The sequence below is a fragment of the Paraburkholderia sp. RL17-373-BIF-A genome (genome assembly GCF_046030175.1).
Classification (GTDB): Bacteria; Pseudomonadota; Gammaproteobacteria; order Burkholderiales; family Burkholderiaceae; genus Paraburkholderia.
In genome coordinates this window covers 14,045-40,283 of record NZ_JARESO010000028.1, presented here as the reverse complement: position 1 = coordinate 40,283, position 26,239 = coordinate 14,045, and the positions used below count along the sequence as shown (strand labels likewise).

General features: G+C 61.1%; 26 protein-coding genes and 6 pseudogenes. 16 read left to right on the top strand and 16 right to left on the bottom strand.

Annotated elements, in window-relative coordinates:
* Nucleotides 1–58: 58 nt before the first annotated feature.
* Entirely contained in the window at nt 59–364 is a 306-nt protein-coding gene (locus tag P0D80_RS29380) for a c-type cytochrome (protein ID WP_408289079.1), read from the top strand.
* 298 nt (nt 365–662) lie between these two features.
* Here the strand turns inward: P0D80_RS29380 and P0D80_RS29375 are convergent, their stop codons facing one another.
* A complete protein-coding gene (locus P0D80_RS29375) occupies nt 663–920 on the bottom strand; it encodes a transposase (RefSeq protein ID WP_408288857.1) in 258 nt (85 codons plus the stop codon).
* A gap of 196 nt (nt 921–1,116) precedes the next feature.
* Between P0D80_RS29375 and P0D80_RS29370 the strand changes: the two are divergent.
* Together P0D80_RS29370 and P0D80_RS29365 are read left to right on the top strand one after the other, a co-directional pair.
* A pseudogene (locus P0D80_RS29370) lies at nt 1,117–2,092 on the top strand (IS5 family transposase).
* A gap of 47 nt (nt 2,093–2,139) precedes the next feature.
* Nucleotides 2,140–2,292 (top strand): potassium-transporting ATPase subunit C, encoded by a 153-nt coding sequence (locus P0D80_RS29365; RefSeq protein ID WP_408288854.1) that lies wholly within the window; start codon nt 2,140–2,142, stop codon nt 2,290–2,292.
* Between the two features lie 15 nt (nt 2,293–2,307).
* Here P0D80_RS29365 and P0D80_RS29360 read toward each other — a convergent pair whose 3' ends face one another.
* The 3 genes from P0D80_RS29360 to P0D80_RS29350 form a co-directional block, all read right to left on the bottom strand.
* Nucleotides 2,308–2,703 carry a hypothetical protein gene (locus tag P0D80_RS29360; RefSeq protein WP_408288851.1) on the bottom strand — a complete coding sequence of 132 codons (396 nt, stop codon included), beginning with the start codon at nt 2,701–2,703 and terminating at the stop codon, nt 2,308–2,310.
* 210 nt (nt 2,704–2,913) lie between these two features.
* Nucleotides 2,914–3,570 (bottom strand): nitroreductase family protein, encoded by a 657-nt coding sequence (locus P0D80_RS29355; RefSeq protein ID WP_408288848.1) that lies wholly within the window; start codon nt 3,568–3,570, stop codon nt 2,914–2,916.
* 84 nt (nt 3,571–3,654) lie between these two features.
* On the bottom strand, nt 3,655–4,251 hold the full coding sequence (locus tag P0D80_RS29350) for a rhomboid family intramembrane serine protease (protein ID WP_408289076.1): 597 nt from the start codon (nt 4,249–4,251) through the stop codon (nt 3,655–3,657).
* 60 nt (nt 4,252–4,311) lie between these two features.
* On the opposite strand from P0D80_RS29350, the gene P0D80_RS29345 reads away from it, so the two are divergent.
* Together P0D80_RS29345 and P0D80_RS29340 are read left to right on the top strand one after the other, a co-directional pair.
* Nucleotides 4,312–4,488 (top strand): hypothetical protein, encoded by a 177-nt coding sequence (locus P0D80_RS29345; protein WP_408288845.1) that lies wholly within the window; start codon nt 4,312–4,314, stop codon nt 4,486–4,488.
* A gap of 35 nt (nt 4,489–4,523) precedes the next feature.
* Nucleotides 4,524–5,174 carry a BON domain-containing protein gene (locus tag P0D80_RS29340; protein ID WP_408288842.1) on the top strand — a complete coding sequence of 217 codons (651 nt, stop codon included), beginning with the start codon at nt 4,524–4,526 and terminating at the stop codon, nt 5,172–5,174.
* Nucleotides 5,175–5,586: 412 nt separating this feature from the next.
* On the opposite strand, the gene P0D80_RS29335 is transcribed toward P0D80_RS29340, so the two are convergent.
* From P0D80_RS29335 to P0D80_RS29315, 5 genes and pseudogenes are all read right to left on the bottom strand, one after another.
* On the bottom strand, nt 5,587–7,461 hold the full coding sequence (locus P0D80_RS29335; protein ID WP_408288839.1) for an exo-beta-N-acetylmuramidase NamZ domain-containing protein: 1,875 nt from the start codon (nt 7,459–7,461) through the stop codon (nt 5,587–5,589).
* The gene (locus P0D80_RS29330; RefSeq protein WP_408288836.1) at nt 7,458–7,904 is read right to left on the bottom strand and encodes a serine hydrolase domain-containing protein; all 447 of its coding nucleotides are present in this window, start codon (nt 7,902–7,904) and stop codon (nt 7,458–7,460) included. The genes P0D80_RS29335 and P0D80_RS29330 overlap by 4 nt, the downstream gene beginning before the upstream one ends.
* Nucleotides 7,901–9,172 (bottom strand): putative glycoside hydrolase, encoded by a 1,272-nt coding sequence (locus tag P0D80_RS29325; RefSeq protein ID WP_408288833.1) that lies wholly within the window; start codon nt 9,170–9,172, stop codon nt 7,901–7,903. The genes P0D80_RS29330 and P0D80_RS29325 overlap by 4 nt, the downstream gene beginning before the upstream one ends.
* Nucleotides 9,169–9,987, bottom strand: a complete 819-nt coding sequence (locus P0D80_RS29320; RefSeq protein WP_408288830.1) for a polysaccharide deacetylase family protein — start codon at nt 9,985–9,987, stop codon at nt 9,169–9,171. The genes P0D80_RS29325 and P0D80_RS29320 overlap by 4 nt, the downstream gene beginning before the upstream one ends.
* A gap of 82 nt (nt 9,988–10,069) precedes the next feature.
* Nucleotides 10,070–10,597, bottom strand: a pseudogene (locus tag P0D80_RS29315) (amino acid kinase family protein); the annotation flags it as partial.
* 348 nt (nt 10,598–10,945) lie between these two features.
* On the opposite strand from P0D80_RS29315, the gene P0D80_RS29310 reads away from it, so the two are divergent.
* Nucleotides 10,946–11,272 carry a hypothetical protein gene (locus P0D80_RS29310; RefSeq protein WP_408288827.1) on the top strand — a complete coding sequence of 109 codons (327 nt, stop codon included), beginning with the start codon at nt 10,946–10,948 and terminating at the stop codon, nt 11,270–11,272.
* On the opposite strand, the gene groL is transcribed toward P0D80_RS29310, so the two are convergent.
* Together groL and P0D80_RS29300 are read right to left on the bottom strand one after the other, a co-directional pair.
* Nucleotides 11,254–12,888, bottom strand: a complete 1,635-nt coding sequence (gene groL, locus P0D80_RS29305; RefSeq protein ID WP_408288824.1) for a chaperonin GroEL — start codon at nt 12,886–12,888, stop codon at nt 11,254–11,256. The two genes, P0D80_RS29310 and groL, sit on opposite strands and share 19 nt — an antisense overlap.
* 200 nt (nt 12,889–13,088) lie before the next feature.
* Nucleotides 13,089–13,974, bottom strand: a pseudogene (locus P0D80_RS29300) (LOG family protein).
* 283 nt (nt 13,975–14,257) lie between these two features.
* On the opposite strand from P0D80_RS29300, the gene P0D80_RS29295 reads away from it, so the two are divergent.
* Nucleotides 14,258–14,770, top strand: coding sequence for a BCAM0308 family protein (locus P0D80_RS29295; protein ID WP_408289073.1), 513 nt, complete (start codon nt 14,258–14,260; stop codon nt 14,768–14,770).
* A 49-nt stretch (nt 14,771–14,819) separates the two neighbouring features.
* Complete coding sequence (gene ftsH / locus P0D80_RS29290; protein WP_459252762.1) at nt 14,820–16,784, top strand: ATP-dependent zinc metalloprotease FtsH; 1,965 nt, start codon at nt 14,820–14,822, stop codon at nt 16,782–16,784.
* A gap of 730 nt (nt 16,785–17,514) precedes the next feature.
* Here the strand turns inward: ftsH and P0D80_RS29285 are convergent.
* Nucleotides 17,515–17,898, bottom strand: a complete 384-nt coding sequence (locus P0D80_RS29285) for a hypothetical protein (protein WP_408288819.1) — start codon at nt 17,896–17,898, stop codon at nt 17,515–17,517.
* A 400-nt stretch (nt 17,899–18,298) separates the two neighbouring features.
* Here P0D80_RS29285 and P0D80_RS29280 point away from each other — a divergent pair.
* The 5 genes and pseudogenes from P0D80_RS29280 to P0D80_RS29260 form a co-directional block, all read left to right on the top strand.
* A pseudogene (locus P0D80_RS29280) lies at nt 18,299–18,592 on the top strand (cysteine hydrolase family protein); the annotation flags it as partial.
* 187 nt (nt 18,593–18,779) lie between these two features.
* Nucleotides 18,780–18,866 (top strand): annotated as a pseudogene (locus tag P0D80_RS29275) (cytochrome c4); the annotation flags it as partial.
* A gap of 355 nt (nt 18,867–19,221) precedes the next feature.
* Complete coding sequence (locus tag P0D80_RS29270) at nt 19,222–19,569, top strand: hypothetical protein (protein ID WP_408288817.1); 348 nt, start codon at nt 19,222–19,224, stop codon at nt 19,567–19,569.
* A 105-nt stretch (nt 19,570–19,674) separates the two neighbouring features.
* A pseudogene (locus P0D80_RS29265) lies at nt 19,675–20,119 on the top strand (universal stress protein).
* 461 nt (nt 20,120–20,580) lie between these two features.
* Nucleotides 20,581–20,859 (top strand): hypothetical protein, encoded by a 279-nt coding sequence (locus tag P0D80_RS29260; protein ID WP_408288815.1) that lies wholly within the window; start codon nt 20,581–20,583, stop codon nt 20,857–20,859.
* 2 nt (nt 20,860–20,861) lie between these two features.
* Here the strand turns inward: P0D80_RS29260 and P0D80_RS29255 are convergent, their stop codons facing one another.
* A complete protein-coding gene (locus P0D80_RS29255) occupies nt 20,862–20,984 on the bottom strand; it encodes a hypothetical protein (protein ID WP_408288811.1) in 123 nt (40 codons plus the stop codon).
* A 32-nt stretch (nt 20,985–21,016) separates the two neighbouring features.
* On the opposite strand from P0D80_RS29255, the gene P0D80_RS29250 reads away from it, so the two are divergent.
* A complete protein-coding gene (locus P0D80_RS29250; RefSeq protein ID WP_408288807.1) occupies nt 21,017–21,244 on the top strand; it encodes a hypothetical protein in 228 nt (75 codons plus the stop codon).
* Nucleotides 21,245–21,494: 250 nt separating this feature from the next.
* Here the strand turns inward: P0D80_RS29250 and P0D80_RS29245 are convergent, their stop codons facing one another.
* The 3 genes from P0D80_RS29245 to P0D80_RS29235 form a co-directional block, all read right to left on the bottom strand.
* Nucleotides 21,495–21,644 carry a hypothetical protein gene (locus P0D80_RS29245; protein WP_408288804.1) on the bottom strand — a complete coding sequence of 50 codons (150 nt, stop codon included), beginning with the start codon at nt 21,642–21,644 and terminating at the stop codon, nt 21,495–21,497.
* Nucleotides 21,645–21,657: 13 nt separating this feature from the next.
* Complete coding sequence (locus P0D80_RS29240) at nt 21,658–21,834, bottom strand: ABC transporter permease subunit (RefSeq protein ID WP_408289070.1); 177 nt, start codon at nt 21,832–21,834, stop codon at nt 21,658–21,660.
* Nucleotides 21,835–22,298: 464 nt separating this feature from the next.
* Nucleotides 22,299–22,670, bottom strand: coding sequence for a hypothetical protein (locus tag P0D80_RS29235; protein ID WP_408288801.1), 372 nt, complete (start codon nt 22,668–22,670; stop codon nt 22,299–22,301).
* A gap of 261 nt (nt 22,671–22,931) precedes the next feature.
* On the opposite strand from P0D80_RS29235, the gene mgtA reads away from it, so the two are divergent.
* Together mgtA and P0D80_RS29225 are read left to right on the top strand one after the other, a co-directional pair.
* Nucleotides 22,932–25,604: a magnesium-translocating P-type ATPase gene (gene mgtA, locus P0D80_RS29230; RefSeq protein WP_408288798.1), complete on the top strand. Its 2,673-nt coding sequence runs from the start codon at nt 22,932–22,934 to the stop codon at nt 25,602–25,604.
* A 488-nt stretch (nt 25,605–26,092) separates the two neighbouring features.
* Complete coding sequence (locus P0D80_RS29225) at nt 26,093–26,209, top strand: hypothetical protein (protein WP_408288795.1); 117 nt, start codon at nt 26,093–26,095, stop codon at nt 26,207–26,209.
* Nucleotides 26,210–26,239: the final 30 nt, after the last annotated feature.

Genomic DNA, 26,239 nt, shown 5'->3' with positions numbered 1-26,239 from the left:
AATCCTTTCTGGAGTGGTAGTCGTGAACGCACTGCAAAGCACTTTCTGCGCCGTGGGTATCGCCGGCTTACTTTTTGTGCCAGGCGGCGACGCACTCGCCCAAGCCGAGCCGACGGCACTCATCGATCAACATCACTGCATGTTCTGTCACACGACCAATGGGCCCTTTTCTGCCCCGTCGTTCCACCAGATCGCCGAGCGCTACCGCAACAAGCGGAGCGCTGACGTCATGCTCGAAAACAAGCTGCGGCTCGGCGGCAAGGCGCACTGGGGTGACATGTCGATGCCGCTATCTGCCGATCGTGGCGGCCCGATCTCGCCCGAAGACGCCCACACGCTCGTTCAGTGGGTGTTGGGCCAATGACACTGCGGCTGCGGCACGCGTGCTGCGGTTCACGTCCGGAGAAGTTCATGCATATCAGGGCGTGTACCAAGCTGAGCGCGAATTTCTATCAGCCGGGGGTATATGGATCCGCCATAACAGTCTGGGCCACCGCAGTCCCGATGTTCTTCGACACCGGGATCACCCGCGGGATCGGCCAGAGCGCCAATTGGCACAACGTGTCGCAACTGGTGCCACGGAATGCTGCCCGGGAACCACCCGCTGCCTCCATACATTCGGCGAGCCTTATAACTTCAACGCTTATGATAGAAATTCGCGTTCAGCCTGGTCCACCCTCCATATCAACGACGACGGGCAACATGGCATCGGTTCGCGCCACTTCGACCAACAGTCCCTGAGCGTATAGCGTGCGCCAGGCCCACACCTGGATGGCGTTGATGTTGTTCTCGCGGGCGACCCGTGCGACCGAAGCGCCGACTTCGAACGTCTGCTCGACAACCGAGCGTTTCCATTCCATCGGATGCTGTCGGCTCTGACGCCTGGTGGGTAACTCGACTGTCTGAGGCACCGTTTCCATTCTCGTTGAACCGACACCGTCAAGGTGAGCTTTTGCGGGAGACCCCGTTGACCCTCGGTACAGGCCGGATACATTCAATGTCGAACATGGCATTTCCCTGGTGCTACGCGTAACCGCCGGAAGGGCGTCGATGCACCGATAGGTCCACGAAAGGTTGGGTAAGAAAGTGACAGCCTGACCGTTCCTGAAGCGACGCATGCCGCACAAACACAACGCCGATCGCCGACATCACATCCCGAAGATGGCGCATCGCATGACGAACCGGCCGAGTACAAAGCGGGCCTGCACAGCCGGGGGAGTCTGACGCTGTGGATCACGCCCGAGGCGCCCGCGCAGCGGCAGGCGCATCGACGTACCACTCCGGGCGGCCAGCCCCGCTATTCAGCTCTGGCGATCGAAACGGCCCTGATGCTCGGTAGTGCGTTGCGGATGCGTTTGCGGCAGGCCGGAGGACTGCTGGGTTCGGTGGTTCATCTGATGAGGCTGACGTTGCCGATCCCCGATCACACGACCCTGAGCCGGCGCGCGAACCAGCGACCCGCTGTCAGCCGCGCGCCGTTGCCCGACGCTCCACTGGAGGTGCTGGTCGACAGCACTGGGCCGCAGGCTACGGCGCGGGTCAATGGCTGAAGGAGAAACACGGCGTAAATTCGCGCCGCAGCCGGCGCAAGCTGCATCTGGCGGTCGATGCCAGCGCGGGTCGGATCGCGGCGCACACGCTCATCGATCAGGAGGGAGACGAGCCGTCGCAGGTCGCACCGCTGCTGGACCAGAACCCAGGCGAGATCTGGCGGTTCATCGCCGATGGCGCGTACGACGGCGCGCCGACGTACCCGACAGTCGCGCAGCACAGCGCGGCGGGCCAGGCCGTGATTGCGCCGCGATCGACTACAGTGCGCAGTTGCGAGACCGGCCCGCCGACCCAGCGTGATCGCCATCTCAAAGCGATCGCGGCGAAGGGGCGGCTGGGCTGGCAGGAGGTCGGCGGTTATGGTCGGCGCGACCCTGGTCGAAACGATGACGGGCCGCTACAAGGCGCTGATCGGCGCGCGTCTGCGGGCATGCAGCCCCGAAGCTCAGCAGACCGAGCAGCGATCGGTGCGGCGGTGCTCAACCGCATGCTGGCCGCCGCACGCCCCAAGCCCGTCCGCGGTAAGGTTCACACGACATAATCCATGGGGTAAGGGCGCGTTGCGCTCCGTTTCGCCTCCGTGCACCAATGCCCATGTGCGCAGTATCCCGCGAGAGGCAATCGACGCCCTCGTTCGTGGAGCAGCGCGTCACCGGTCGTAGTCTCGGGATCTTCGGTGAGCCGCGCGTGAATGTCATGGCTCTGAATCTGGCGTTGCAGCGAGTTTATCCTGGCCGGTAGCGCCTGCTTGTATTTCTACCTGCGAGCAAATTCGGTGGATTGAGTGACGAAGGCGTCGTTGATAACCAGGTCATACGTTACCTGGCTAAATCCAGGGTTATCCTCCAGCAGTTTTCTCTCCAGAGCCTCACAATCAGGACGCTTGTCAAATGCTGCCGAGACATAGGCGCGTGCGTCCTGGTTCAGGCGCCGGACTTGTGCAATCGCCTCGTTTATCTCTTGTGGGGTTTTGTTTGGGTAGATATCCGAAAGAACGATCGCCCCCGACGACAGCGAGAAACCGGGCGTTGTGTCGACGGGTCTATGGTTATAGCGCTCGACGCGAAAGACGCCATCCAGGAAATTTCCTTCTGACGCGATCTTTAACGCGTGATCGCGCTCTGTAGCAGAGAACAGTTGAAGATCGCTCATGGTCTCTCCTGATTTCATGACGAATTCCGTCGTTTATCTAATGTAGCAGATCCCAGCGTGGAGGGACGGCGTGCTGTCGCTGACATTGCCGAAGAAGGCGCCTTCAGCACAGAAGCGCCTGCAGATCGGTTAGTTATAGAAATCAGCGCCATCCCGCTGACCTTGGGCTGGCCATTCCAAAGGCCGCCCGGCAGCCTCCAGATCTCAATCTCAAGCGTGCTGCCGGTTCGGCAAGCCGACGGTTTGCGCGAGGATCGGCAGTTCATCCTCATTGAGCCGCAACGCGTCGGCGAGGAGCCGGTGATTGATCCAGCCGCGGATCACGTTGACAAGCCCGGCTGACGCGCAATAGAGCGCTACGTTCTGCGCAATCGCGCCAGCGGTGACAGCAGAAAATCGTTCGCGCTGTTGCTGCGGCATCTCCTGCAAACTGGACGTCCGGACCACATACACGAGGTCGAGCGGTGCCTTGCCGACGAAATCCTGATAGCCGGTCAGATTGCGCGCATCGATGGAGTGCTTGAGCAGCAGTTGATGGTTGGGCGCATCGTAACGATAGACACCATTGGGCAGCGCCACATAGATGTCGATTTCATTAAAGGCATGTGGCGATGGCGCGGTGCGTCCGCCGCTGACCGGGCGGTTGACGCCATCCGCAGCCCACAACAATTCTCCGAGCGTGTCCATTGACAGCGGAGTCGGTGCGAATTCGCGGGTACTTGATCGAAACGACAGCGCGGTCATGAGCGGCAGACCTGAGCGCTGGTCGGCCTGCGGCAGCGCGATGGTTTTTGGCGCAGTGCCCTCGGCCGATTCGGGCCGTGCATCAGGCAAGGTCTCGTAGGTCAGAAATTGCATCTCAGTCATTTCAAACTCCTCTCAACATCACATGTATCCGGTTGGCGCATTGCCATCTTCACGATAGTTCGCGCGCTGGCGCCCCCCTTGATCTCAATCAATCCACGAGTGGCGCCGGGTTCGCGACCAGTAGACCATGAGTGCGATCGCGCCGAGCATGCCGCCTATGTGCGCGAAATGGGCGACGTCCGCTTCCTCGCCGCTCGCGCCCAGAAAGAGTTCGAGCACGCCGTAACCGGTCGCGAATACCCACGCTGGCATCGGAATAGGCGGGAACAGCAATACCACGCGGCGGTGCGGAAACAGCATCGCGTAGCTCACCAGCAGGCCGAACACGCCGGCCGATGCGCCGATCGTCGGATAGCTGTGCGTGCTGGCAAGCGACACGGCGATTTGCACGAGCGCGCCGCTCACGACGCTGGCGACGTATAGCGCGGCCACGCGCACATGCCCGATGGTCTGTTCGACCTCACGGCCGAACATGTACAGGCCGAACATGTTGAATAGAAGGTGCATCGGGTTCGCATGCAGTGCACTGTAGCTCAGCAACTGCCAGACTTGGAAGATGGGCTCGTCGGCGGCAACTGCGGGAGATGGCGGCCAGAGTGCGAACAGGCCGATGAGCAGGTTGGGATCGCGCTGTTCGAGGAAGAACGCGACGATATTTATCGCAATCAGTGTGAACGTCATCATTACCGGTTCTCTCGGGGGACGGGTTTCCCCACCCTATCGCTGCTGGAGCGTGAAACCTTGACGCATATCAGACAGTCGCCCGACCGCAGCGGTAACGTTGACCATGCGAACCGCGCTAACCTGCTGGAGGCGAAAAACGAACCTCATTCGATTGAGCGGATTTTTCCTTTCGCTGTTTCGTCCAGAACGATAAGCCGCGGCGATACCGCGGGCGATGCGGTGCGACGCAAGTGAGTAGCGTGACCACCTGGAAATGACAGGAGAGTGCGATGAAGACGGACCAGCAACTGCAGCAGGAAATCGAAGAGGAGCTCGCGTGGGATCCGGCGGTCAACGTGACGGATATCGGCGTCGAAGTGAGGGAGCGGGTTGTCACGCTGTCGGGGCATCCAGCCAGCTATGCGGAAAAGCTGGCCGCTGAGAAGGCGGCGCAACGGGTCGCGGGCGTCAAGGCGGTGGTTGTTGAAATGAACATTCGACTGCCGCACGGTGATATACGAACGGACGAAGATATTGCCAACTCGGTTCGCTCGATCCTGAAATGGACCGTTGGACTGCCGGAGGCCTCGGTTCAGGTGCAAGTCGAGAAGGGCTGGGTAACCTTGCGCGGCGAGGTCGACACGGCGTTCCATCGGCACGTGGCCATCCGCACGATCAGCCAAATGCGTGGCGTCACGGGCGTCTCGAATCTGATCGACGTGGGCGGCGACGTGGCTGCGGACGACGTCGGTGAGAAGATCAACAAGGCCTTGCAACGCCATGCCGAGCGGGAGGCCAATCACATTGGGGTCACCGTGCATGAGGGCGTCGTCACGCTGACGGGCAAGGTGGACTCGTATGCGGAGCGATCGGCCGCTCGGGGGGCAGCGTGGTCGGCACCGGGCGTGCATGCGGTCATCGACAATCTGACGGTCGGGTAGCGTGCGAGCGCAAGCCGCGCGTGGCCTTGCGCCGAACGCGCGGCATACACCGCTAGATATCAGCGCACACACTGCATGTAGAGGCATTGTTCATGACAATCTCAGGTAATGTTTGTGAAGCAGACCGGTCCGTTTCCACCGACGTCAACGAGACCGCTGGCGTTACGATTGCCGGATTCGGGTCAGTCATCGCACGCCGGAAGGTGTCTTTACACACGAGTTCAAGCACAGCAGGATATTCGCGACGGAACGCGAAGCGGTACTCGAAGGATTGCGGGAAGGGATGGTGTGGATCGGGCTGAAGCGAGCAAAGACCATCCACGTGTAGTTTTTCCGCAGTATGCGGGCGCGCGGAGTCGACGCCTCGACACCCGAAGTGACAGCCATCTGAGACCTTGCGTCGGACCACACTTCAATAGCGCAAATATTTTTCGCGCAGGGGCGAGAAGCGCGCTAATTGCGTTGCCTCGATCGCTTCAAGCAATTCGGGCACTGCGCCCTCCTGAACCGCTTGCGACAGCGCAGCCGAGCCGATCGAATCGCGTGTCGCGTCCATATCGAACGTGGCGGGATAGCGTGCGTGCAGCGTGGACAACAACGCCAATCCGAGGCGCGCGGGCGGACGTGGCGTTTGCATCGTGTCGCGAACGATACTCACGCCATGGCAGAGCTGGCCGCGCCAGGTGGATTCGGTAGGGACGAAATCGACAGGTTCGAAATGCGCGCCGACATCGAGCACATTCAGCGCGCGTGCCAGCATGACGCCGTCGATCCATGGCGCGCCGATCCATTCGAACGGATGTGGCGTGCCACGGCCCACGCTCACATTCGCACCCTCGAGCAGGGCGACATCCGGGTACAGATCGAGTTGGGCGAGCGTGCGCAGGTTGGGCGATGGCGGCACCCAGCCCAGGCCGGTATCGGCGAACCGCATCGCGCGGCGATATCCATGCATCGGAACGACGCGCAGATCCGCACCGACGTGGCGTTCCTGGTTGAACAGATCGGCGAGCTCGCCTACCGTCATGCCGGGCAACAGGGGTAACGGAAAATATCCGGTGAACGACTCGCGCCCGGCATCCTGGAGCGGGCCGCCGAACTGGTCCGCGCCGAGCGGATCCGGGCGATCCAGCACAAACAGTGGAATGCCGCGTGCGGCGGCGGCTTCGAGCGCGTAGCCGAGCGTTGTCTCATAGGTGAAGAATCGTACGCCTGCATCCTGAACGTCGAAAACGAGGGCGTCCAGTGCGTCGAGCGAGCCGGTCGGAAAGCGCTGATCTTTACCGTAGAGACTGTACACGGCGAGGCCCGTTGCGGAGTCGATGGTGTCGCCGACCTTCGCGTCGACGTCGGTGTTCAGACCATGTTCCGGTGAGAACAGGGCCGCGAGCGTGACACCGGGCGCGTGTGCGAGGACGTCGACGGTACGCCTGCCCGCCGAGTCGAATCCGCTGCGATTGGTGATCAATCCGACTCGCATGCCGCTCAGCGGAGCAAACTGCTGCGTTTCGAGCACGTCGACGCCCACCTGTACCGGACCTGTCGACACCGGCAAGCGTGTTGCCGCACTCAGCGCCGGCATTGCCCACGGCAACAAATGGCCTGTTTGGGCCACGGATAGCGGCGCCGTGTGGCTCGCCAGCAGCGCGAGCACCTGCGCACGAACTGGCCGGGCGTCGCCCTGGTCGTCCGGATGCACGCGGTTGGTCAGGATCACCACGAACTGCCGTGATGCGAGATCGATCCAGATCCCCGTGCCGGTGTAACCGGTGTGGCCGATCGTACCGATCGGCGGCAGACGGTCGCGGTTCGATACTAGCGGTGCAGCCAGTTCCCAGCCAAGGCCGCGCCATGGGACAGTCGAAAGTGGCGACGCGGCCGCAGCCAGCGCGGCAATGCTCTGCGCCTGCAAAATGCGGCTCGTGCCGGAGCGCCCGCCGTTGAGCAACATTTGCGCAAAGCGGGCGAGATCGTCGGCGGTGGCGAACAATCCAGCGTTGCCGGAGATGCCGCCCATCCATACTGCGGTTGGATCATGCACCCGTCCGCGGCGCATGCCGGCCCGATCGGCAGTTGTCGCGGCGCTGCGCGCCGCGCGCGAGGTATCAGGCACGAAGACTGTATCGCGCATGCCGAGTGGCGCGAACACATGAGCGTGGCAATACGCACCAAGCGACTGGTGCGTGATGCGCTGCACGAGTTCGCCGAGTACCACGAAATTGAGGTCGCTATAGATGACGCGCTGGCCCGGTTTGCCGAGCAGGTGTTCTGCGGCGATTGCGTTCAATATGCCACCACGGCCCGCAGTCCGGAGGTATGCGCAAGTAACTGACGCACCGTCACGGCCTCTTTGCCGCTCGCTGCGAGGGCTGGCCAGTATTGTGCTACGGGCGCGTCGAGCCGCAGGCGGCCGGTTTCGGCCAGTTGCAGGATCGCGGTGGTGGTCGCGATCACCTTGGTCAGTGACGCAAGATCGAATTCCGTATCAAGCGTCATCGCCTCCGCGGCGGGCGCGAGCGCGCGCTGTCCGAACACCTCGCGATAGAGCACCTGGCCGGCATCGCCCATCAGCACAACCGCGCCGGGAATCCGGCCGGCGGCAATCTGTGCGTCGACGATCTGTTCGAGTTGCTGGCGCGCAGCAGCATCGAGACCGGCAGCGCACGCGAGATCCGCGGCGATGGCAAGTCCGATCAGGACCGCACAGCACCGTTTCAGAAGACGACTCACCGGTGCGGCATGTCGGCTGGCTCGTAGTGATTGCGGGGATCCCATAGCATCCATCCATCGGTGCCGGCTGCGTCGGCGGCGTCTACCTGGGCACGGATCGCCGCAGCATCAAACGGCCGGTGATCGAACGCGTAGTCGCGAAATGCCTGCAGCCACGGACGAAACCGTACGCTTGGGAGTTTTGTTCGCTGCACCGCCTCGGCTAACGAGCGCCTGACGATCTGACCAGGGTCCGCGACAGGGTTGGTGCAGCCTGGCAGACCCCACGTGAAGCCTGATGGGTACAACATCGGCGAAATATAGTCGAGCGGCGCGCCAAGCACTTCGATCTGCTGGCCGATCGCCGTATCGTCGAGATTCCAGCACACGTAACCAAAAATATCGGCGGCAACGAAGACGTTGTACGGTGCGAGGCGCGCGCGCGCCGCCTGCAGAAAGCCGACGATCGCTGCAGTCCGATTCCCCCGGGTATTGGGCAGCGCGAAACGCAGTCCACCTGCATCGGGAAAGCGGACATAGTCGAACTGGATTTCGTCGAACCCCATACGCGCGGCCTCTTCGGCGACATCGAGGTTATGCTGCCATACCTCGTGAGAAAACGGGTCCACCCACTGCAGATGCTCGCGATCGCGCCACGGCTTGCCCGATTCGTCATGCACGCTCCAGTCGGGGTGCGCGTCGGCGAGCGGGTCGTCCTTGAAGACGACGATGCGTGCGATCAGATACAGGTGCTGACGATGCAGTTCGGCAAGCAAGGCCGGGAAATCCTGCATAAGAGGCGCGTGTTCCTTGAGCTGGGCGGTCGCGCCGATCGCGTCGCGCGCCGCACTGCGGTAAGGCGTGAGCCCGCGGTCGCCCTTTACGTCGATCACGAGCGCATTGATCGCAGTGGTTCGGGTCAGGCCGGTCGCTTCGTCGCGCAGCGTGGTATTGGTGATGCCGAAGACGGAAAGATAGACGGCTTTCGGACGAAAGGGCGTGAGCGCGAGCGTGACGGACTGTCCAGCAGACACTTCGGTTTGGGCGCGCAGATATCCCGGCGCGCGAGCCGCGATCGTCGGCCCGGGCTGATCGACTTCGAAGCGGCCGCGCTCGTCGGCGCGCGTCACGCCAGCCGCGCTGGTGACGATCGCGCCGGGCACCGGACTGAGCGTGCTTTCGTCGAGTACGACGCCGGTTACCGCTGCGGCAGGCGGGCTGGCAAGGAGCGTCGCAATCACGAGCCCGGCGATGATCGAGCAGCCTTTCAGGATGTTTCTGTACGTCATTGCATGTTTTCCGAGGCGGGCATGGTTGGCGTTTGCGCTTCGTCAAGCAGTCGCGCGAGTGCACCGGTACCGTAGGCGTCGATCATCAGGAAGCGCGGCAGCGCGAGCAACGGCGAGTGACGGTCGGCTTGACGGGCGTTTAACGTGAAGCCCGCGACGTAGCCTTCATCGGCGGCAATCGCCATCAGTTCGTCGTCGTAGATTCCGAACGGCCACGCGAGCATGTCCACGTGGCCGCCCACCTCGGACTCTATTCGCCGTCGCGAGGTATCCAGCTGGGCATGCACGAACTGACGGAAATCAGCCTCGCTGCGGCGCTTGCGCTCGACGTTGAAGTTCGGATGCCAGTAGGTATGCGACTGGACATCGAACAGGCCAGTTTGCCCGAGGCTGCGCAACTGGTCCCAGGTCAGGGCATAGGACGCATTGGAGATCGCTGACGGGTAGACAAACAAGGTGACCGGAAAGCGGTCGCGCAGCACGATCGGCAACATCTTCCCGTAGACCGAGCGATGCCCGTCGTCGACCGTAATCACCACCGGTTTGGCGGGCAGCGCCGTGCCTGAACCGTTTAACCAGTTCACCACGTCGCGCAACGGCACGATGTGATAGCCGTGCTCGCGCAGGAACTGCAGATGCGTCTCGAAGGTTGTGACGCGCACGGTCATCGAGTCGTCCGCAGTGTCGGAAAAGCGGTGATAGACAAGGATCGCGACCCGCGGTTCGGCGGTCTGCGCCTGTACGGTTGCAATGTCCATCAGCCAGCAGACGCTGAGGACTATTGCGCGCCAGGCGCGCCAAATCGATCGACTCATAAGATCCTTGATTACGTGTCATGCGTGTGCCGGCCGTGCCGTTGGCCATCTGCTCAATCTGGTCGAGCGAGCCGATCACGGCAGGCCGCCCCGTACAGGATGCAAATTCACAGGCCGCCTCCACCTTGGGTCCCATTGAGCCAGCAGGGAAGGACTTGGACCGGAGCCGGCTCGCCGCTATTTCACTTGATGCAGTTTCGCGAGACGTGTGCCAGTGTTCGTAGACTGCATCGACGTCAGTCGCGATCAACAGCAGATCGGCGCCTACGTCGGCAGCCGGTAGCGCGCTGCACAAGTCCCTGTCGATTACGGCTTCGACGCCGGAACGAGCCTTGCCATCGGCGGCGATCGTCACTGGAATGCCGCCGCCTCCCGCAGCAATCGCGACCGCGTCGCGATCGAGCAGCCATTGGATCGCCCGCAGTTCCAGGACGCGTCGCGGCTCGGGAGAAGTGACGACGCGCCAGTAGCCGGCGCAGTCGGCCGTGACGGTCCAACGGTGGCGAACGGCAAGGCGTTCGGCGTCCTCTCTCGCATAGACCGGACCGATCGGCTTGGTTGGATGGTCGAAGGAGGGATCGTCGACGTGAACTTCGACGCGTGTGAGCAAGATGGTGACTTCACGGTCGTGTGGCAGAGCATTGGAGAAGGGTCGCGCCCAAGCACCCAGTCGCGCGCCTGACGTTCGCGGAGAATATCGGCGAGCAGATCATGAGTATCGAACACTTTCTCTACCAACCAACGCGGGGACTGTAACGGTGTCGCGCGCGGGCCAGCAGATATGCGGTGCGGGGTGGGGCCACCGCGACGGCTTCGCAGGAAAAGGGCGCCACACCGGCTTGCGAGGCGCGTACCCGCGTGTCCGGTGCAGCGGACACGGCCGCAGTTCGTGACGATCGCGAACTCTCGTCCGTTTTGGCACGGCTTGCGCGCGCAGTGAACGGCGCGGACCCTGCAGATGAATGATTTCCACGAGCGTGCCGGGTATGTTTGCAGTCCGGTCGTTGCGGGTTATGCGCTCGATCAATCCCAGCAGACTCACTGCCCTGCGCAGGCAGGCGGCACTGAGCCTGCCGCTCGACAGCGGGGGCAGGTCGTCAACGATAGTGGCCGCATGACGGATTTCCAGCCGGCAAGCGCGCGTCGCATCGTCGAGCACGATCAACACGTCGTACGCCCTCGCGTGGTGGCGCGCGTGCCGGTAACGGAAACTGAAGCGAGTGACGGCGGACTGACGGCCCCGCAGCCGTGCTATCGGCGCAAGCATCACACGCCACCGCTGTAGAGGTCAGGCGAGACACCGCCGAAGGACGATGCAGTGTCCGCCGCCGGTGTGCCCACGACCATGCAATCGGTCGTCAGCAGCAGCGACGCGACGGAGACCGCGTTCTGCAACGCCGTGCGCGCGACCTTGACCGGATCGACGATGCCGGCTTCGATCATGTCGCCGTACTGGCCGTGCGCTGCATCGTAGCCGTACGAACCGCTTGCCGCTGCAACCGCATGCACGACCGCCGGGCCATCGGCGCCGGCGTTCTGCGCAATCTGGCGCAACGGTGCGGCGAGCGCATTGAAGACGATCTTTGCCCCGGTATGCTGCATCTCCGTGCCGCTCCCGGGCTCGAGAAGCACGCAACGAGCGCGCAGCAGCGCGACGCCGCCGCCCGGCACGATACCTTCCTCGACAGCTGCCCGGGTCGCGTGCAAGGCATCCTCGAAGCGGGTCTTGCGTTCATGGAGTGCGGCCTCTGTTGCGGCGCCCACCTTGATCACGGCGACGCCGCCCGCAAGCTTCGCAAGCCGGTTCGCCAGCGCATCGCGTTCGCGTCCCGCGCCAAGCGTCTCCAGCTGTTGCTTAAGGCTGGCGATGCGCTCGTCGATTCGCTTGCGCTCGCCACCGCCCGCGACGATCGTGGTCGTATCGCGCGTAATCTCGACGCGCCGCGCGGAGCCAAGATCGTCGAGCGTCGCGTGTTCAGCGGTGCGTCCCATCTGCGGCGAAATCACCGTGGCACCGGTCAGCGCGGCGAGATCGGCGAGTTGTCCGGAACGTCCTTCACCGAAACCGGGTGAGCGGATCGCACAGCACTTCAGCGTACCGCGCAGGTGATTGACGACGAGCGTGGCCAGCGCTTCGCCTTCGACTTCGTTGGCGATCAGCAGGAGCGGCTTGCCGATGCCGATGATCGCTTCGAGCACGGGCAGCAGATGCGCGACAGCCGCAATCTTCGTATCGCACAGCAGGATACGCGGCTCTTCCAGCACGAACTCACGGTTCTGCGCTTCTACGAAGAGGGGCGAGAGGTAGCCACGCTCGATCAGGGAGCCGTCGACGATCTCGAGTTCATCGTCGAGCTTCGAGCCGTCCTCGATGCTAATTGCACCGTCCTTGTGGACACGCTCGACCGCCTGCGCCACCAGCGTACCGATACTTCCATCGCCGCTCGCTGAGATGGTCGCGATCTGGCGCATCTCCTCGATGGTGGAGCAAGGCCTCGCAAGGCGATGCAGTTCTTCGACGACGCTTTTGCCGGCAGCCTCGATCGCCCGCTTCAGCGCCATCGGATCGTAGCCAGCGGCCACGCATTTCATGCCTTCGACCATCATGGCCTGGGCGAGCGTGGTGGCAGTGGTAGTGCCGTCGCCGGCCACTTCGCTGGTTTTCGTTGCGACTTCGCGCAGCAGTTGCGCGCCCATCGCCTCGAAGGGATCCTGCAGCTCGATCGAACGGGCAACGACCACACCCGAATTCGCGATCAGCGGCGGGCCACCGGGCCGCTCGACAATCACGTTGCGGCCACCGGGGCCAAGGGTGACCTTGACTGCTTCCGCTAATGCGTTGACACCATTAAGCAGCAAGTGCCTCGCACTCTGATGAAAGACCAGCGACTTGGCCGACACAGTTCACCTCCAGATAGATAAGACGGTTTGCGCGATGTGCGGGCGTCCGCGACTGACCATGCACCATGTACCTCACTGAGCCGGAAGAGCACGCTACGGCCCGCGCCGGTTCGATAGCGGTGGATCTCCACAAGATGCTTATTCCACACCCTGCACGCCGTGAAGCGTTGATATAAGTCAAGCCGTTCCGCGCGGGACAGCTATTCCTCGCGGGGCACCCGTTCATACCAGTGCTCAATGATCTGCCAGATCTGAGGAGCGGTTTCGGCAACGCAGAACAGGTCCGCGTCACTCTCAGCGATCATGCCCTCGTCGATCAGGAACTGGACGTCAAAGGCCTGGCGCCAGAAGCGCTCACCCACGAGCAGTACGGGAAGCGGTTTGATCTTGCCTGTCTGCAGGAGCGTCAGCACCTCGAATAGTTCGTCGCAGGTGCCGTAGCCGCCGGGGAAAAAGACCGCCGCCTTTGCCCGCTCGAGCAGGTGCAACTTGCGGATCGCGAAATAGTGGAAGCGAAAACAGAGGTCCGGGCTCAGGTACGGATTCGGCAACTGCTCATGAGGCAGCGAGATGTTGAAGCCGATGCTCGCCGCGCCGGCTTCGAACGCACCGCGATTTGGCCGCCTCCATGATGCCGGGCCCACCACCTGTGACGACCGTCAGCTTGGGCAGCGTGGGCGTCGGCTCCGTGCGCCCTATGAGACGGCCAAGCTCGTAGGCGACCGTGTTGTATGCGCTCTTATCCAGAAGACGCTGCGCGAGTGCGACCGCGCGCTTGCAGACCGGATCGCCGGCGGCGGCGTCTAGCGCGCGCTGTGCCGCCTCAAGCCGCTGCAGCGCCACACCGGGTTCGATGAGGCGCGTGCTTCCGTATACGACGACGGTATGGTCGATCTGGTGGCGCTGCAGCAGCGCTTCAGCCTTCCAGTAGTCCAGTTGCAGGCGCACGCCGCACATGTCGGGGCGCTGCAGGAAAGCGAGGTCTTCGTCAGCCTGCTGATAGCTCGGGCTTTCGACGAGGCGCTGAACCCGGAGGTCGACGCGAGGCGTGGACAGCAGCGATGCGGCAGCGGGTTGTTCAGTCATGAAATGCTCCGTACGGAGGAAGCGGAGTGTCCCCGTATTGCAATCAGCTTCATGATTGACGCGTGCCGGGTGCACTTCATGATCCACATCAAATGCGATCAAAAGTCAGAGCGCCGAGTTGACATTGCGGCACGACGCCCACGTCATGGCTTGCTGCGTCCGTAGCGGCGCGCCGGGCGTCTGCTTGATCTGGATCATGAAGCGCGCTGCGAGCATCCTTATTCTGACCACATGCACTGCACTTGAATTACTGAAAACGGCACTCAACAGGAGGGGCTCGGTGATGACTGCCATACGTGCACGGATGAAAAAAGGTCAGATGCGCCGCGACAAGCAACCGCAGGCACATACTCGCGACAGCTACCGGTTGCCGAAGCGCAGTTTGGGAGCCTCGCGTTGTCCCGATTGCGGCGCAGTGTATGACAAGGGGCGCTGGACGTGGCACGCATTGCCTGGCCAGATGCACCAATTGCTATGCCCAGCGTGTCAGCGGATTCATGAGCAGGCACCGGCCGGAGAGATCAGCTTTCATGGAGACTATCTGCTGAACCGGCGCGACGAAGTGCTGGCGTTGCTGCGTCATCAGGCAGACGGTGAAAGTGAAGAACATCCGCTTGAACGGATCATGGATGTCCAGCAAGACGCGGAGCATATCGTCGTGCATACCACCGGAGCGCATCTGATCCGGCGGCTCGGCGCGGCCATGCTGCACGCGCATCAGGGAGTCCTGGAGCTCAGCTATCGCGACAATGAAGGGCTGTTGCGCGCCCATTGGACGCGTTCGTCGGGTACGTGATCCGGGTTGCCGGCTATTTCCAGTTGTATAACGGTCGACGCTGAAAGCGATGAACGATAAGTCCAATTTAACCAGCGTCTGGATCACAGTCGGCTTCATGCTTCTATTCGTAGCGCAGATCTTCCTGTACCGGCAGCCAATTGAAGCGATCGCCTACAGCGATTTTCACCGGCTGCTGGTTGCGCGGCAGCTCGACAACCTGGAGATCAGCTCCGCACAGATTACCGGTACCATCCGGATGCCTGGGGCTGCGCCCTTGCTGCCTGCGTCCGCCGCCAGCGACCTCGCTGCTAGCGGCGCGCCGTGGCGTTTTTCCACCGTGCGCGTCACCGACGATCATCTGATCGACGATCTGGCGAACTCGGGTATCCGCTATACCGGCGTGGCCGACAGTACGTGGCTCGTCACGCTGCTTGGCTGGCTCGTGCCGGTGTTCGTGCTCGTCGCCGTCTGGGGCGTATTCATGCGGCGCGCGGGCGGCGGTCTGCGTGACTTCAGCGGGATTGGCAAGAGCAAGGCCAGGATATACGCGCAGCAGGACACCGACGTTACGTTCGACGATATCGCCGGCATCGACGAAGCGAAAGCCGAACTGAAGCAGATCGTCGAATTCCTGCGCAACTCGGAGCGCTATCGGCGCCTCGGCGGCAAGATTCCGAAGGGCGTGCTGATCGTCGGCGCTCCCGGCACCGGCAAAACGTTGCTCGCGAAAGCTGTCGCGGGCGAAGCGGGCGTGCCGTTTTTTTCCATCAGCGGCTCGGCGTTTGTCGAGATGTTCGTCGGGGTAGGCGCCGCGCGCGTGCGGGACCTGTTTGAACAGGCGCAGCAGAAGGCGCCGTGCATCGTCTTCATCGACGAACTCGATGCGCTCGGCAAGGTGCGCGGTGCGGGTCTGACTGGCGGCAACGACGAACGCGAGCAGACGCTCAACCAGTTGCTGGTTGAAATGGACGGCTTTCAGCCGAATTCAGGCGTGATCATTCTGGCAGCCACCAATCGTCCGGAGATTCTCGACCCGGCCTTGCTGCGCCCCGGACGCTTCGACCGGCACATTGCAATCGACCGTCCGGACCTCAATGGGCGCCGGCAGATTCTGCAGGTCCATGTCAAACACGTGAAGCTCGCTGCGGACGTCGATCTGGGCGAACTCGCGTCGCGCATGCCAGGTTTTGTCGGCGCGGATCTCGCCAACGTGGTCAACGAAGCCGCGCTGCATGCTGCCGAACTCGACAAGCCGGCAGTCTCCATGACCGATTTCGACGAAGCGATCGACCGTGCGATGACCGGCGCGGAACGCAGAAGCCGCGTAATGAACGAGCAGGAGAAGATCACAATCGCCTACCACGAAGCGGGGCACGCGCTGGTCGCGCAGAGCCGGACCCACTGCGATCCCGTCAAGAAAGTATCGATCATTCCGCGCGGTATAGCAGCGCTTGGCTATACGCAGCAGGTGCCGACCGAAGACCGCTACGTGCTGCGCGAGAGCGAGTTGCTGGACCGGCTCGATGCGTATCTCGGCGGCCGCGTCGCGGAGGAGATCGTGTTTGGCGACGTCTCGACCGGCGCAGAGAATGATCTGGATCGCGCGACCGCGCTGGTGCGGCATATGGTGACACGCTATGGCATGAGCGAGGCGCTCGGGCTCGCTACGTTTGACGGCAGCAGTCCTGGTCCCGGTTATTTCCCGTCCGGAGGACGCGGCGAGCACTACAGCGAAAGCACGGCGAAGCTCATTGATGACGAAGTCCGGCGCGTGCTTACTGCGGCGCACGAACGGGTCACGCGCACGCTGAGGGACAGGCGCGCGCAGCTCGATCGCATTGCAAAGCGGCTGCTGGAGTGCGAAGTGCTTGACCAGCAGAGCTTGCTGAAGTTGATCGCGGGCGATGAAGCACCAGCACCAGACACGCAACACCAAACCCCTGACGTGGCCGTCGCATTGGACGGCGAATCTGGCCACACGGCGCCCGCTTCCCAGCACGCCAGCACCGCGACGACTTCGCCGGCTGGGTGATCGCTCCCGAAAGCGCCTTGCATCATCTTCAGGGGTTCCGGTACTGCGGTGTCGCCTTTAACTGCGTGATGGCCAAACTGTAACCGGTCGCGTAATGGGCCCATCCTGCACGCCCCAAGGTTTCCATATTCTGCCTGAGCCGTGGCAATCGGCTGGGAAACAGGGTCCACGACTGGCCGATGGTTTGGACCTGAATGCGCTGCAAAAGTCATTTGGTCCCCTTCCTGCAAAGAAGGCCAAGGTTACCCCGGAGACGGCTGCGTGGCGTCGCCTCGCGTTGAATCGCCATATCCGTGGCGCCCGGTTTCCGTGGAAAGGCTGCTCGATCTGCGTGGAATAGGCATGTCACGAGGATGACTATTTCTTCCTGATGATCGGTGCCGTGTGTCAGGGCGTCGGCCGGTTTCTATGCTACAAAAGTCTAGGGACGTCGTGCGACGACTTGATGGGAGCAAAGGTACGTCATATATGTGACGCTGAGATGCCTGGCCAATTTTTAAGCCCTATCCCGATAACTCCGATTCTACTATGTCCTCCCCCTGTGCGGGTGAACAAGCTGACCGGAATTCAAGCGAGGAACTGGGTACAGGCACACGGATGCATTTCACCATCGCACAGACGCAGCGAAATCGGTTGCCAACGACTGCTCTCGCAACAAATTGAAATGGTGATTATCGGCGCAAGTTTTCTCGCCATTCGGTGCGATGCTGATAACACCTCTCTGCTTTTATCAGCGAAACCACGGAACTTCTTTTTGGAGGCGCTCAGCATAATCGTTCCAGCCACGAGGATTGTTAGCAAAGACATTGGTACTTACACTGGAGACGAATGCATGGTGATCGAGATTTTCATCGAGTAGCCATTGTGGCCACATGCAAAAGGCGTGCAGGGTTTTTCCAACGAATTCATTTACTGTTATTTGACATGCTGAGCACTCGATCAGCGGGTGATCTGTTATGGCGTCGACGTCGAAAACGTCTGTCAATGTTTTCTCGCCGCAATCAAGTGCGTGTAGATCGCTCAGGAGTTCCAAAACGCTGCCCATATGGAGCAAAAGTGCCCGACGTTCGAAAGCGTCTGTTGCGGACATAATCGGTCTGCTTTGTTCTGACATGATCTCCTCGCTGGTCGCAATCGATTGAAATCTCAGTTCGTCTATCCCTTTCCCAAAGCTAGCGGGTCAGCGCTCTCTTGCGGTTGACATGGGTCAAGCCCCGGTGCGTGTTGTCCGCCTGCGCAGCAGTTGAGAAATCCGCAAATCATGATTGACCGGTAGTTGATCTACCGTAGGTGAACGATTAATGTCGCAGGTGTTCACTTTTCGCTCGAGGCACCTTGTGAAAGTACAGCAGGTGCGCGAGCAATCGCCATGTGGATCATTAGCAGCCTGTTTGATCGTGCCTTACCTGCCCCCAAATCATCTATGCCGCAATACGAATCAGCGAGTGGACGCCATTATGTTGACACGAGTCAAGGCCAATGCGGTTTTGTAACTCATACTTTGTGAACTTGCCATGTTTGCGCTCCCGGAAGTGTCGGTAGGTACCCGTCGCGTCCCAACTGAGGGTCTGCTGGTCATTGACGTGCAAAACGACTTCATACCTGGTGGAGCGCTGCGAGCCTTGGGAAGCGACGAGGTCGTGCCACTGATAAACTGGCTCGCCCGCCGGTTCAGCAACGTCGTTCTCACGCAAGATTGGCACCCCCCATCGCATCCGTCATTTGCCGCGAATCATCCGGGACTGAGAGCGCGTGCAGTCGACACAACTGTTGCTCTGAGCGCGTGGCGAGGGCATTGTCACGCTGGCTGGTTAAGGGGGTAATCGTACCTTTCGTGCGAAATCTGGCGGTAGTCCCTTGCAGAGCCGCTTTCAGCTTTCAGCAAAGTTCCGCGGCTCCACGGCATTTGCGCAATCGGTGGATGCGCAAGCCATTGGTCGATAACGATTTTTAGGATCAAACCGCCATAAATTGCACGAAAGGTACGAATACCCCAGCAACGCGCCCGTGATGACCGCCGTCGCACATACGTTGAGCTCCGAACAGGCCAATGCCGTTGCCGCCTATCTGCAATCCAAATGAGTGGCTGCCATTCTGCGGTCGACTGGGACTGACACCACGGACCATCATGTAGGCCAGGTCGTTGATCTCCATCAAGGCAGTGGCGCTAGCGCGCTTTGATGTCGAGCGGAGGATGACTAGCATTAAGCTGAGGGCGCAATTTAATGCTCGTACCGCAGAAAATCGATTCGCCGATGGTGTTCATGTACTGCTGCGCAGCTTGATATGCAGTCTCCAGAGTCGCGTAGTGTCATAGCAGTTCGGCCGCCCCTTTCGATGGGCGACCGGTCACGTGATCTAAACGCGAGACAGCCGGGTCTGTTGCCGCGCAAAGAGTCTTTGGGACACCTGACCTGAAGCAGACCCAGGAGGGGATATGCAAGCCACTCGTTACTTTCATCTGAAACTGCGGCACGCAAACGTGCCGACCTATATTGCCAGCTACGTCTTTCCGATCCTGTTGCTGGCGTATGAGGTGCATAGGGTCGGCAGGTGGATTCTCGATTACGGGATGAACTTCGCGAACTTCAGGTTCATGGCTTATGAGTTCCTGCTGATGCTGGCGTTCGTTGCGCTGCAGGTAGTCTTCGAAGGCATTTTTCTGATGGGGGCGTGGATGAGCCGGAATCACGATTTCGAACAGCGGATCGCGAATGTTCTGGCCGGCCTCGGCTGTTCGCTGGTCGTGATCGGCTTCGATCTTGCTTTGCAGTACGCGTTGTAGCACGGGTTCTGTCGCAACCGTGCGTGACCGCGTGGGGCATGCATGACGTGGCACGGGGCGACGTTGGGTGGGAGCAGGCTCATCTGCTCCGTCTGGAGAGAAATCATGTTCAAGCATCTGCTAGTGCCGACTGATGGGTCAACGTTGTCCGAAGCTGCGGTTCCCCTGGCCGTGAGCTTGGCCAAAGAGCCCGGCGCCCGGATCACCGGGGTTCACGTGATCCCCGAATTCCCACCTGTTGACCTATGACACCGAGATGCTGGCCGACACCAAGGCGGAATACGCGCGGCACGCGAGGAACGAGGCTGAACGATATCTGGCTTTCATCGAGAGGGTCGCGGCGGACGCAGGGGTGCCGCGCGACACAACGTGGGTTGTCAGTGACCATCCTTACAAGGCGATTATCGACACGGCGCAGGAGCCGCATTGCGACCTGATTGTCATGGCGTCGCATGGCCGACATGGGGTTCAGGGGTTATTGCTCGGCAGCGTGACGCAGAAGGTGCTAACCCACAGCCGGATTCCCGTGCTGGTGTATCGCAACCTGTGACGGACCGTGGAGACTTGCCACGCATGGGGTAGTCCAAGCTTCGTTTATGTGCTGCAGAGCATAAGCGCTGAGCTTGGTCTACCCGCGAATAGGCCTGGCAGAGCGGCGGCGCCGGTCTCATGGTTCATGTAACAAAGGACGTGACTCATGGGCGCAGGAATGCGAGGCCTTGTCCCACGTTTTTCCCGTGGTTGCATTTTGTTGTGCGGGCGTGACAGGGAAGCATCCCGTTCGCGATTCCCCGGCGTTTGATCAACAAGTATGCGGTTCATTGACGACGCCCCTCAGAGTAAGGGTAAGGGCGCGGATCTCATTAGGTGTGGTTTGGGAATCAGTCAGCGGAGATCGACGGGCATCCAACCTGACGTTCGCCTGTCCTCCCTGTGTTTCCAGTTTGTTGCGAAGATTCGTTGTGTTGCTGCTGGCATGCGTGGATTTCTCCAAACTCGATGGAGGAGGAGATGGCCGAAGGGAAAGAGCAGTTTGAAGATCACAAAGGCTTTACCATCCGTGTCCTGGTTGTGCCGGAGTATTCGCCGCACCCGCCAGACGTCACGTTCGGCTACGTCGGATACGTTGCTCGACCCGAAACAGATTTTCGCTACTCGTCTAGTCGGGTGAATTTCTCTCACTCGGTCGCCGACCTCGCTAATGCAGAAGCCGCTGAGCGAGCCGGCTTTGCCGAAGGGCGGTCGATTATCGACCGAACGCACCCGGATCTCTCTGTTGATGGTCTGTAGTTTCATGCGTCAACGCTCAGAAGCTCGACTACCCATAGCTTCACGGCACGCCGCATCTGCGTCTTGCTGTCGTCGAGACGCGCCTGCACCATTGCACCGCTGAAAAGGATGAAGCATTCCTTCATGCTACGATCAATCCAGAAATAGGGAGAACGCCATGACTCCGCGCACGAAGTACTTCCACTATTGGTATGAGATATCGACCACTTCGGCGGGCCCGCATGGTTCGCAGTGGCAGGGTGAACTGAGGCTCGAGAGAGACACGACCGACGGAGCGCAAGAGCTTATTTTGGACGGGCACCTCGTACCGGGCTACTTCGATACTGAGGCTCAGGCACGATATGCCGCCGATGCATATGCGCGCGTATATATTGATCAGCTCTGAATGCGATCCGTCGAAAAGCATTGCGCGTTCCGTCATGGCTGCTCCGCAGGGATTGGTGGCGAGCATGGTCATAGCACCGCACCTTCGTCGAGCTAGTCTGACAGCGGCTCAGACTTCGGACGATTGGGCCGCCTGCGATAGGCGTGTACAGCAGCCCGCGTTCCGGCAGCCGTTCAGCGAACCGTCTGACCCCAGCGGCGGACCACGACATTGACGAGGATCGAGGCGAGCAGTACGACGGCGGTGGCCATCAACTGGTCGCAGCGGGAAGGCCGAGCAGCGCCACGCCGTTCGCGGTCGCCGCGATCACGGCCCAGCCAGGGACGGCGTGCAGAGGTCGACCACGTCCGCCGAACAAGCTGGTGCCGCCGATCACGGCAGTCTCGACTACATAGAGCATGATCGTGCCGCCGTCAAAAAATGGAGCGTAGGCGTGACGCGTAGATGGTTCCGCCGATACCAGCGGTCAGGGAGCCTGATGTGAAGGCCAAAGTCGGTATTCTGGCGAGGTTGATGCCGGCACGCCTTGTCGCCTCTGCATTCCCGCCGATCGCGTAGACGTAATGGCCGAAGCGTGTGCGTGAAAGCAGAAGCGATCACGCAACGAGGACGGAGAACACGATAGGGATGACCCGTGGCGACTGGAAGAATTCGAAGCGCAGCCGCTGCAGATCCGATAACTCAGTGTGATTGTCAGGCCTTCAACCTGCATGACCAGTACATGGGCGTCGTCGTTGCCGATGTCGCTTTGCAGCAGCAACCGCTCGCCGTCGCCCGTCGCCGCGGTGTCGAGCCCGGGATGATCGAACTTCAGTGGCGCCGTGCGGTTCAGCCCGCGCAAGAACGCGACGACGAGCGACGGCGAGCGGCTGCAGTTGCCACACGTGCGCACCCTCGATCGCTTCGCTGGAAACCGTACTGGCCAGCTGGTTTAGCGCATGGTGAAGGTCCATCACCAACAGGTGCAGGCTATCACCTGCGTTCGCTGGCCCGCGTCAGCGATTGCAATTGCGCGCGGCTCGCGTTCGCCGCGCAGTGTGTCGAACCCGTCCAGTCAGTGGTGGACACGTACGCGCAGCGCGTCTGGCTGAGCATCCGGTCGGAGCAGCGGCCGGGCCATCGTCTCCAGATCTTCGGCGAAACGTTGCACGAGACGCGCCAGGTCGGGCAACAGCAACGTACCGTCGACGAGCGAAGCGCTTGCCGGCATGTCCCGAAGCCAGGGCGTGTCGACATGCGAAGCGACAAGTTCTGCGGTGAGGTCGGGCAACTCGCCGGCGGGATGTTCGGCGTGCGCGAATGCAGCCTGCACCAGGCCCAGATAGAGCTTCAGACGGTCGTTGGCAGACAGAGCCGCGTTGATCCAGCCTGGCAGCAGCAGGCAGCGCTGTCCCATTGCCGCGATCGCTTGGGTCTTTTGCGTCATGGCAGCCGGTTGTCTGTTGTCTGGGTAACCCGCCCAGCCTCGGCTGCCTACGTGACACTTTCCTGACGGCAGTGGCGATTCTGGCGCGTTCGTTGATACACATCAACTGTGTACCGGTTCGCCCGCGCGAGCATCTGCAGAACCGCCAATTAGGTGTGTAGGGTGCATGATGGTGAGGGAGGAACTCGCCGCCAGACTGTTCTCCCCATTCCTTTTCTGCAATCGAAGGGCGCCGGTGTTCAACTTCCGACTGACCTCGTCATGAAATTTCTCGACGGCAAATCTGGCGTGGACGGCATGATCCCGGTCCTGACCTGGCTGCGGCGTTCGTCTCCGGCGGTGGCGCACGTGTCGAACGCCACCAGCGAAACGCTCGGCGAGTTCGCGCGGCTGCCAGCCGACGAAGCGCTCCAGCGCCTGCACAGCACGGCGGACGGTCTCGCTGTCGATGAGGCGGCACAGCGGTGGCGCACAGCCGGTCCCAACCAGGTGGCCCACGAGGCGCGCCACACAATCCTGGGCGAACTCGCCAGCCGATCGATCAACCCTCTGAACCTGCTGCTGTTGTCGCTGGCGACAGCGTCGTACTTTCTCGGCGATCCACGCGCGGCGATCATGATCGCGGTGATGGTTGTCCTGAGCGTTTCACTTGGCTTTCTTCAGGAACACCGCTCAAACAAGGCTGCCGACGCACTGCGCCGGATGGTGCGTACGACCGCCACTGTGCGCCGGCGTGCAGCGAAGGCCGGGCCGGACCATGTCGACATTCCAATCGAACAGATCGTTCCGGGCGACGTCGTCCTGCTGTCGGCCGGCGATATGATTCCTGCTGATCTGCGGCTGATCTCGGCGAGAGACCTGTTCGTCAATCAGTCAGCGTTGACCGGCGAGGCAATGCCACTCGAGAAAGTCGGGCATGCCTGCACCGCGTCAACCGAGACGCACTTCGACCTGCCGAACATCTGCTTCATGGGCAGCGCTGTCGTTAGCGGCATCGGCTGCGGCGTCGTTGTCCTCACAGGAAGCCGGACGGCTTTTGGCCGCGTCGCTGATATGATCGCCGCGCAACGTGTCGAGACAAGCTTCGACAAAGGCATTACGCGGTTCACGTGGCTCATGATCGGCTTCATCCTGGTGATGGTGCCCCTGGTATTCGTCATCAACGGCCTGACCAAGGGCAACTGGTTCGAAGCGCTGCTTTTTGCCGTAGCCGTGGCGGTAGGGCTCACGCCCGAAATGCTGCCGATGATCGTGACGGTCAATCTCGCCAAGGGCGCCATTGCGATGTCGCGCAAGAAAGTCATTGTGAAGCGCCTCAACGCGATCCAGAATTTCGGTGCGATGGATGTGCTTTGCACTGACAAGACAGGCACCCTGACTCAGGACCGGATCATCCTGAAGCGCCATCTGGACCTTCACGGCGACGAATCGGATCAGGTGCTCGAATATGCTTACCTGAACAGCACTCACCAGTCGGGCCTCAAGAACCTGCTCGATGTTGCCGTGCTGAAGCACGTCGAGCTTCATGAGCAACTCAAGGCTCATGAGCAGTTCACGAAGATCGACGAGATGCCGTTCGATTTTGAGCGACGCCGGATGTCTGTCGTTCTCGCACGGGGAGACGGTGCTCATATTCTGATCTGCAAAGGGGCTGTTGAGGAAATTTTCTCGGTCTGCACCCGTTACGTCATCAACGGCGAAACGGGCATGCTCGACGAAAGCCATTTCACCGCGGCCAAGACAACCACTGCTGCGCTCAATGAAGATGGGTTTCGAGTCGTCGCGGTTGCCTACAAGGAGATGCCGCCGGAGCAGTCAGCTTATTCGGTCAGCGATGAGGCTGATCTGACGCTCCTCGGCTACATTGCGTTTCTCGACCCACCGAAGGAGACAGCCGCGGCGGCAATTGCCACATTGAAATCGCGTGGCGTGCAGGTGAAGATTCTCACCGGGGATAACGACATCGTTACCCGCAAGATCTGCCATGAGGTTGGGCTCACGGTGGACCGGGTCGTGCTTGGCAAGGAACTCGAACCACTATCGCCCGCTCAGCTGGCTGATCTGGCGGAGACCGCTTCCGTCTTCGCCAAGGTATCGCCGGCGCAAAAGGCCGCGATCATCGATGCTCTGCATCGGAAGGGGCATGTCGTCGGTTTCCTGGGTGACGGCATCAACGACGGACCGGCGCTCAAAGCCGCGGACGTGGGCGTTTCCGTCGATAGCGCGGTCGATATCGCGAAAGAGTCGGCTGATATCATTCTGCTCGAGAAGAGCCTCGCCGTACTTGGTGAAGGGGTGCTCGAGGGCCGGAAGGTGTTCGGCAACATCACCAAGTACATCAAGATGGGCGCCAGCTCGAATTTCGGGAACATGTTCAGCGTGCTGGGTGCCAGCATCATCCTGCCGTTCCTGCCGATGGCGCCTATCCAGGTGCTCACCAACAATCTGCTATACGACTTTTCGCAGACCACCATTCCGACCGACAACGTCGATGAAGAATATCTGACCGTGCCGCGGCGATGGGACATCCGCAACATCATGAAGTTCATGCTTCTGATCGGGCCGATCAGTTCGATATTTGATTACGTCACGTACTTCATGATGTTGCATGTTTTCAATGCGTGGGACCAACCAGCCTTGTTCCAGACCGGCTGGTTTGTGGAATCGCTCCTCACCCAGACTCTGATCATCCACATCATCCGCACCGCGAAAGTGCCATTCCTGGAAAGTCATGCAAGCGCTGCATTGATCACGACGAGCCTCATCATCGCTGCCGTGGGAATAGCCATACCCTTTACGTCGCTTGGCACGTTTCTGGGTTTTATCCCCCTGCCGCCGAATTACTGGCCCCTGCTTCTGTTGATTCTTCTGAGCTACGCTTTGTTGACGCATCTGTCGAAGACATGGTTCATCCGACGCTTCGGGCTGGATTGACCAGGCGCGTCATGACGTCGGACATGCGCTGGCAAACGGACAGAGGTCAGAATGAAGCCACACCATCGCGAGCGTGAACCTGTTCGATCACTCGGTATGAAGATCTGCACAGGCTTCCTCGACGCGGTGACCTGCGCGAAGTCGCTAGCGACAGCCGCGGCGCAGGATGTGGAGTCGCCCCTCGAAGGGAACGGGTGAGCAGACCCCTTGATGTTGTATTTCCAGAGATGGCATAGACAATGATTGACCCATGTCAAGCGCGAAGCGGCCACTCCTGCCCCGATCTGGATGGCTCAAATCGGTCGAATGCGCGCATTCGACATTTCGGCAAGCACGGGCACTCAAGCTGCGGAATTGGCGCTCACACGCGAAAACCGCAGCTTCACATAGCAGAATTGCGGTGAGGGACGTCGCGGCGGTCCTCGCCCATGGCGCGTCAGGGCACGAGGCCGAGCTTGTCGTGATGAGGTACGCATGGCCGTCACGGCATGTGCCGGATGCTGCTGGGCAGCGTTGCAGAGTCCGTTATCCCGATCGCCAATGCGCCGGTATTGCTGGTGCGACACGCTCCGGGCGTCGAACCGGAGATTGACTCCGATCTGTAATCGCGCGCGTGAGTACCTTGTACAAGCCGT

What these genes read in the sequence shown, in the direction of transcription:
- P0D80_RS29375 (WP_408288857.1), bottom strand. Translation starts at nt 920, where the DNA reads ATGGAAACGGTGCCTCAGACAGTCGAGTTACCCACCAGGCGTCAGAGC.
- P0D80_RS29365 (WP_408288854.1), top strand. Translation starts at nt 2,140, where the DNA reads ATGCCCATGTGCGCAGTATCCCGCGAGAGGCAATCGACGCCCTCGTTC.
- P0D80_RS29360 (WP_408288851.1), bottom strand. Translation starts at nt 2,703, where the DNA reads ATGAGCGATCTTCAACTGTTCTCTGCTACAGAGCGCGATCACGCGTTA.
- P0D80_RS29355 (WP_408288848.1), bottom strand. Translation starts at nt 3,570, where the DNA reads ATGACTGAGATGCAATTTCTGACCTACGAGACCTTGCCTGATGCACGG.
- P0D80_RS29350 (WP_408289076.1), bottom strand. Translation starts at nt 4,251, where the DNA reads ATGACGTTCACACTGATTGCGATAAATATCGTCGCGTTCTTCCTCGAA.
- P0D80_RS29340 (WP_408288842.1), top strand. Translation starts at nt 4,524, where the DNA reads ATGAAGACGGACCAGCAACTGCAGCAGGAAATCGAAGAGGAGCTCGCG.
- P0D80_RS29325 (WP_408288833.1), bottom strand. Translation starts at nt 9,172, where the DNA reads ATGACGTACAGAAACATCCTGAAAGGCTGCTCGATCATCGCCGGGCTC.
- P0D80_RS29320 (WP_408288830.1), bottom strand. Translation starts at nt 9,987, where the DNA reads ATGAGTCGATCGATTTGGCGCGCCTGGCGCGCAATAGTCCTCAGCGTC.
- P0D80_RS29310 (WP_408288827.1), top strand. Translation starts at nt 10,946, where the DNA reads ATGAATGATTTCCACGAGCGTGCCGGGTATGTTTGCAGTCCGGTCGTT.
- P0D80_RS29295 (WP_408289073.1), top strand. Translation starts at nt 14,258, where the DNA reads ATGACTGCCATACGTGCACGGATGAAAAAAGGTCAGATGCGCCGCGAC.
- ftsH (WP_459252762.1), top strand. Translation starts at nt 14,820, where the DNA reads ATGAACGATAAGTCCAATTTAACCAGCGTCTGGATCACAGTCGGCTTC.
- P0D80_RS29285 (WP_408288819.1), bottom strand. Translation starts at nt 17,898, where the DNA reads ATGTCAGAACAAAGCAGACCGATTATGTCCGCAACAGACGCTTTCGAA.
- P0D80_RS29270 (WP_408288817.1), top strand. Translation starts at nt 19,222, where the DNA reads ATGCAAGCCACTCGTTACTTTCATCTGAAACTGCGGCACGCAAACGTG.
- P0D80_RS29260 (WP_408288815.1), top strand. Translation starts at nt 20,581, where the DNA reads ATGGCCGAAGGGAAAGAGCAGTTTGAAGATCACAAAGGCTTTACCATC.
- P0D80_RS29255 (WP_408288811.1), bottom strand. Translation starts at nt 20,984, where the DNA reads ATGAAGGAATGCTTCATCCTTTTCAGCGGTGCAATGGTGCAGGCGCGT.
- P0D80_RS29250 (WP_408288807.1), top strand. Translation starts at nt 21,017, where the DNA reads ATGACTCCGCGCACGAAGTACTTCCACTATTGGTATGAGATATCGACC.
- P0D80_RS29245 (WP_408288804.1), bottom strand. Translation starts at nt 21,644, where the DNA reads ATGCTCTATGTAGTCGAGACTGCCGTGATCGGCGGCACCAGCTTGTTC.
- P0D80_RS29235 (WP_408288801.1), bottom strand. Translation starts at nt 22,670, where the DNA reads ATGACGCAAAAGACCCAAGCGATCGCGGCAATGGGACAGCGCTGCCTG.
- mgtA (WP_408288798.1), top strand. Translation starts at nt 22,932, where the DNA reads ATGAAATTTCTCGACGGCAAATCTGGCGTGGACGGCATGATCCCGGTC.
- P0D80_RS29225 (WP_408288795.1), top strand. Translation starts at nt 26,093, where the DNA reads ATGTGCCGGATGCTGCTGGGCAGCGTTGCAGAGTCCGTTATCCCGATC.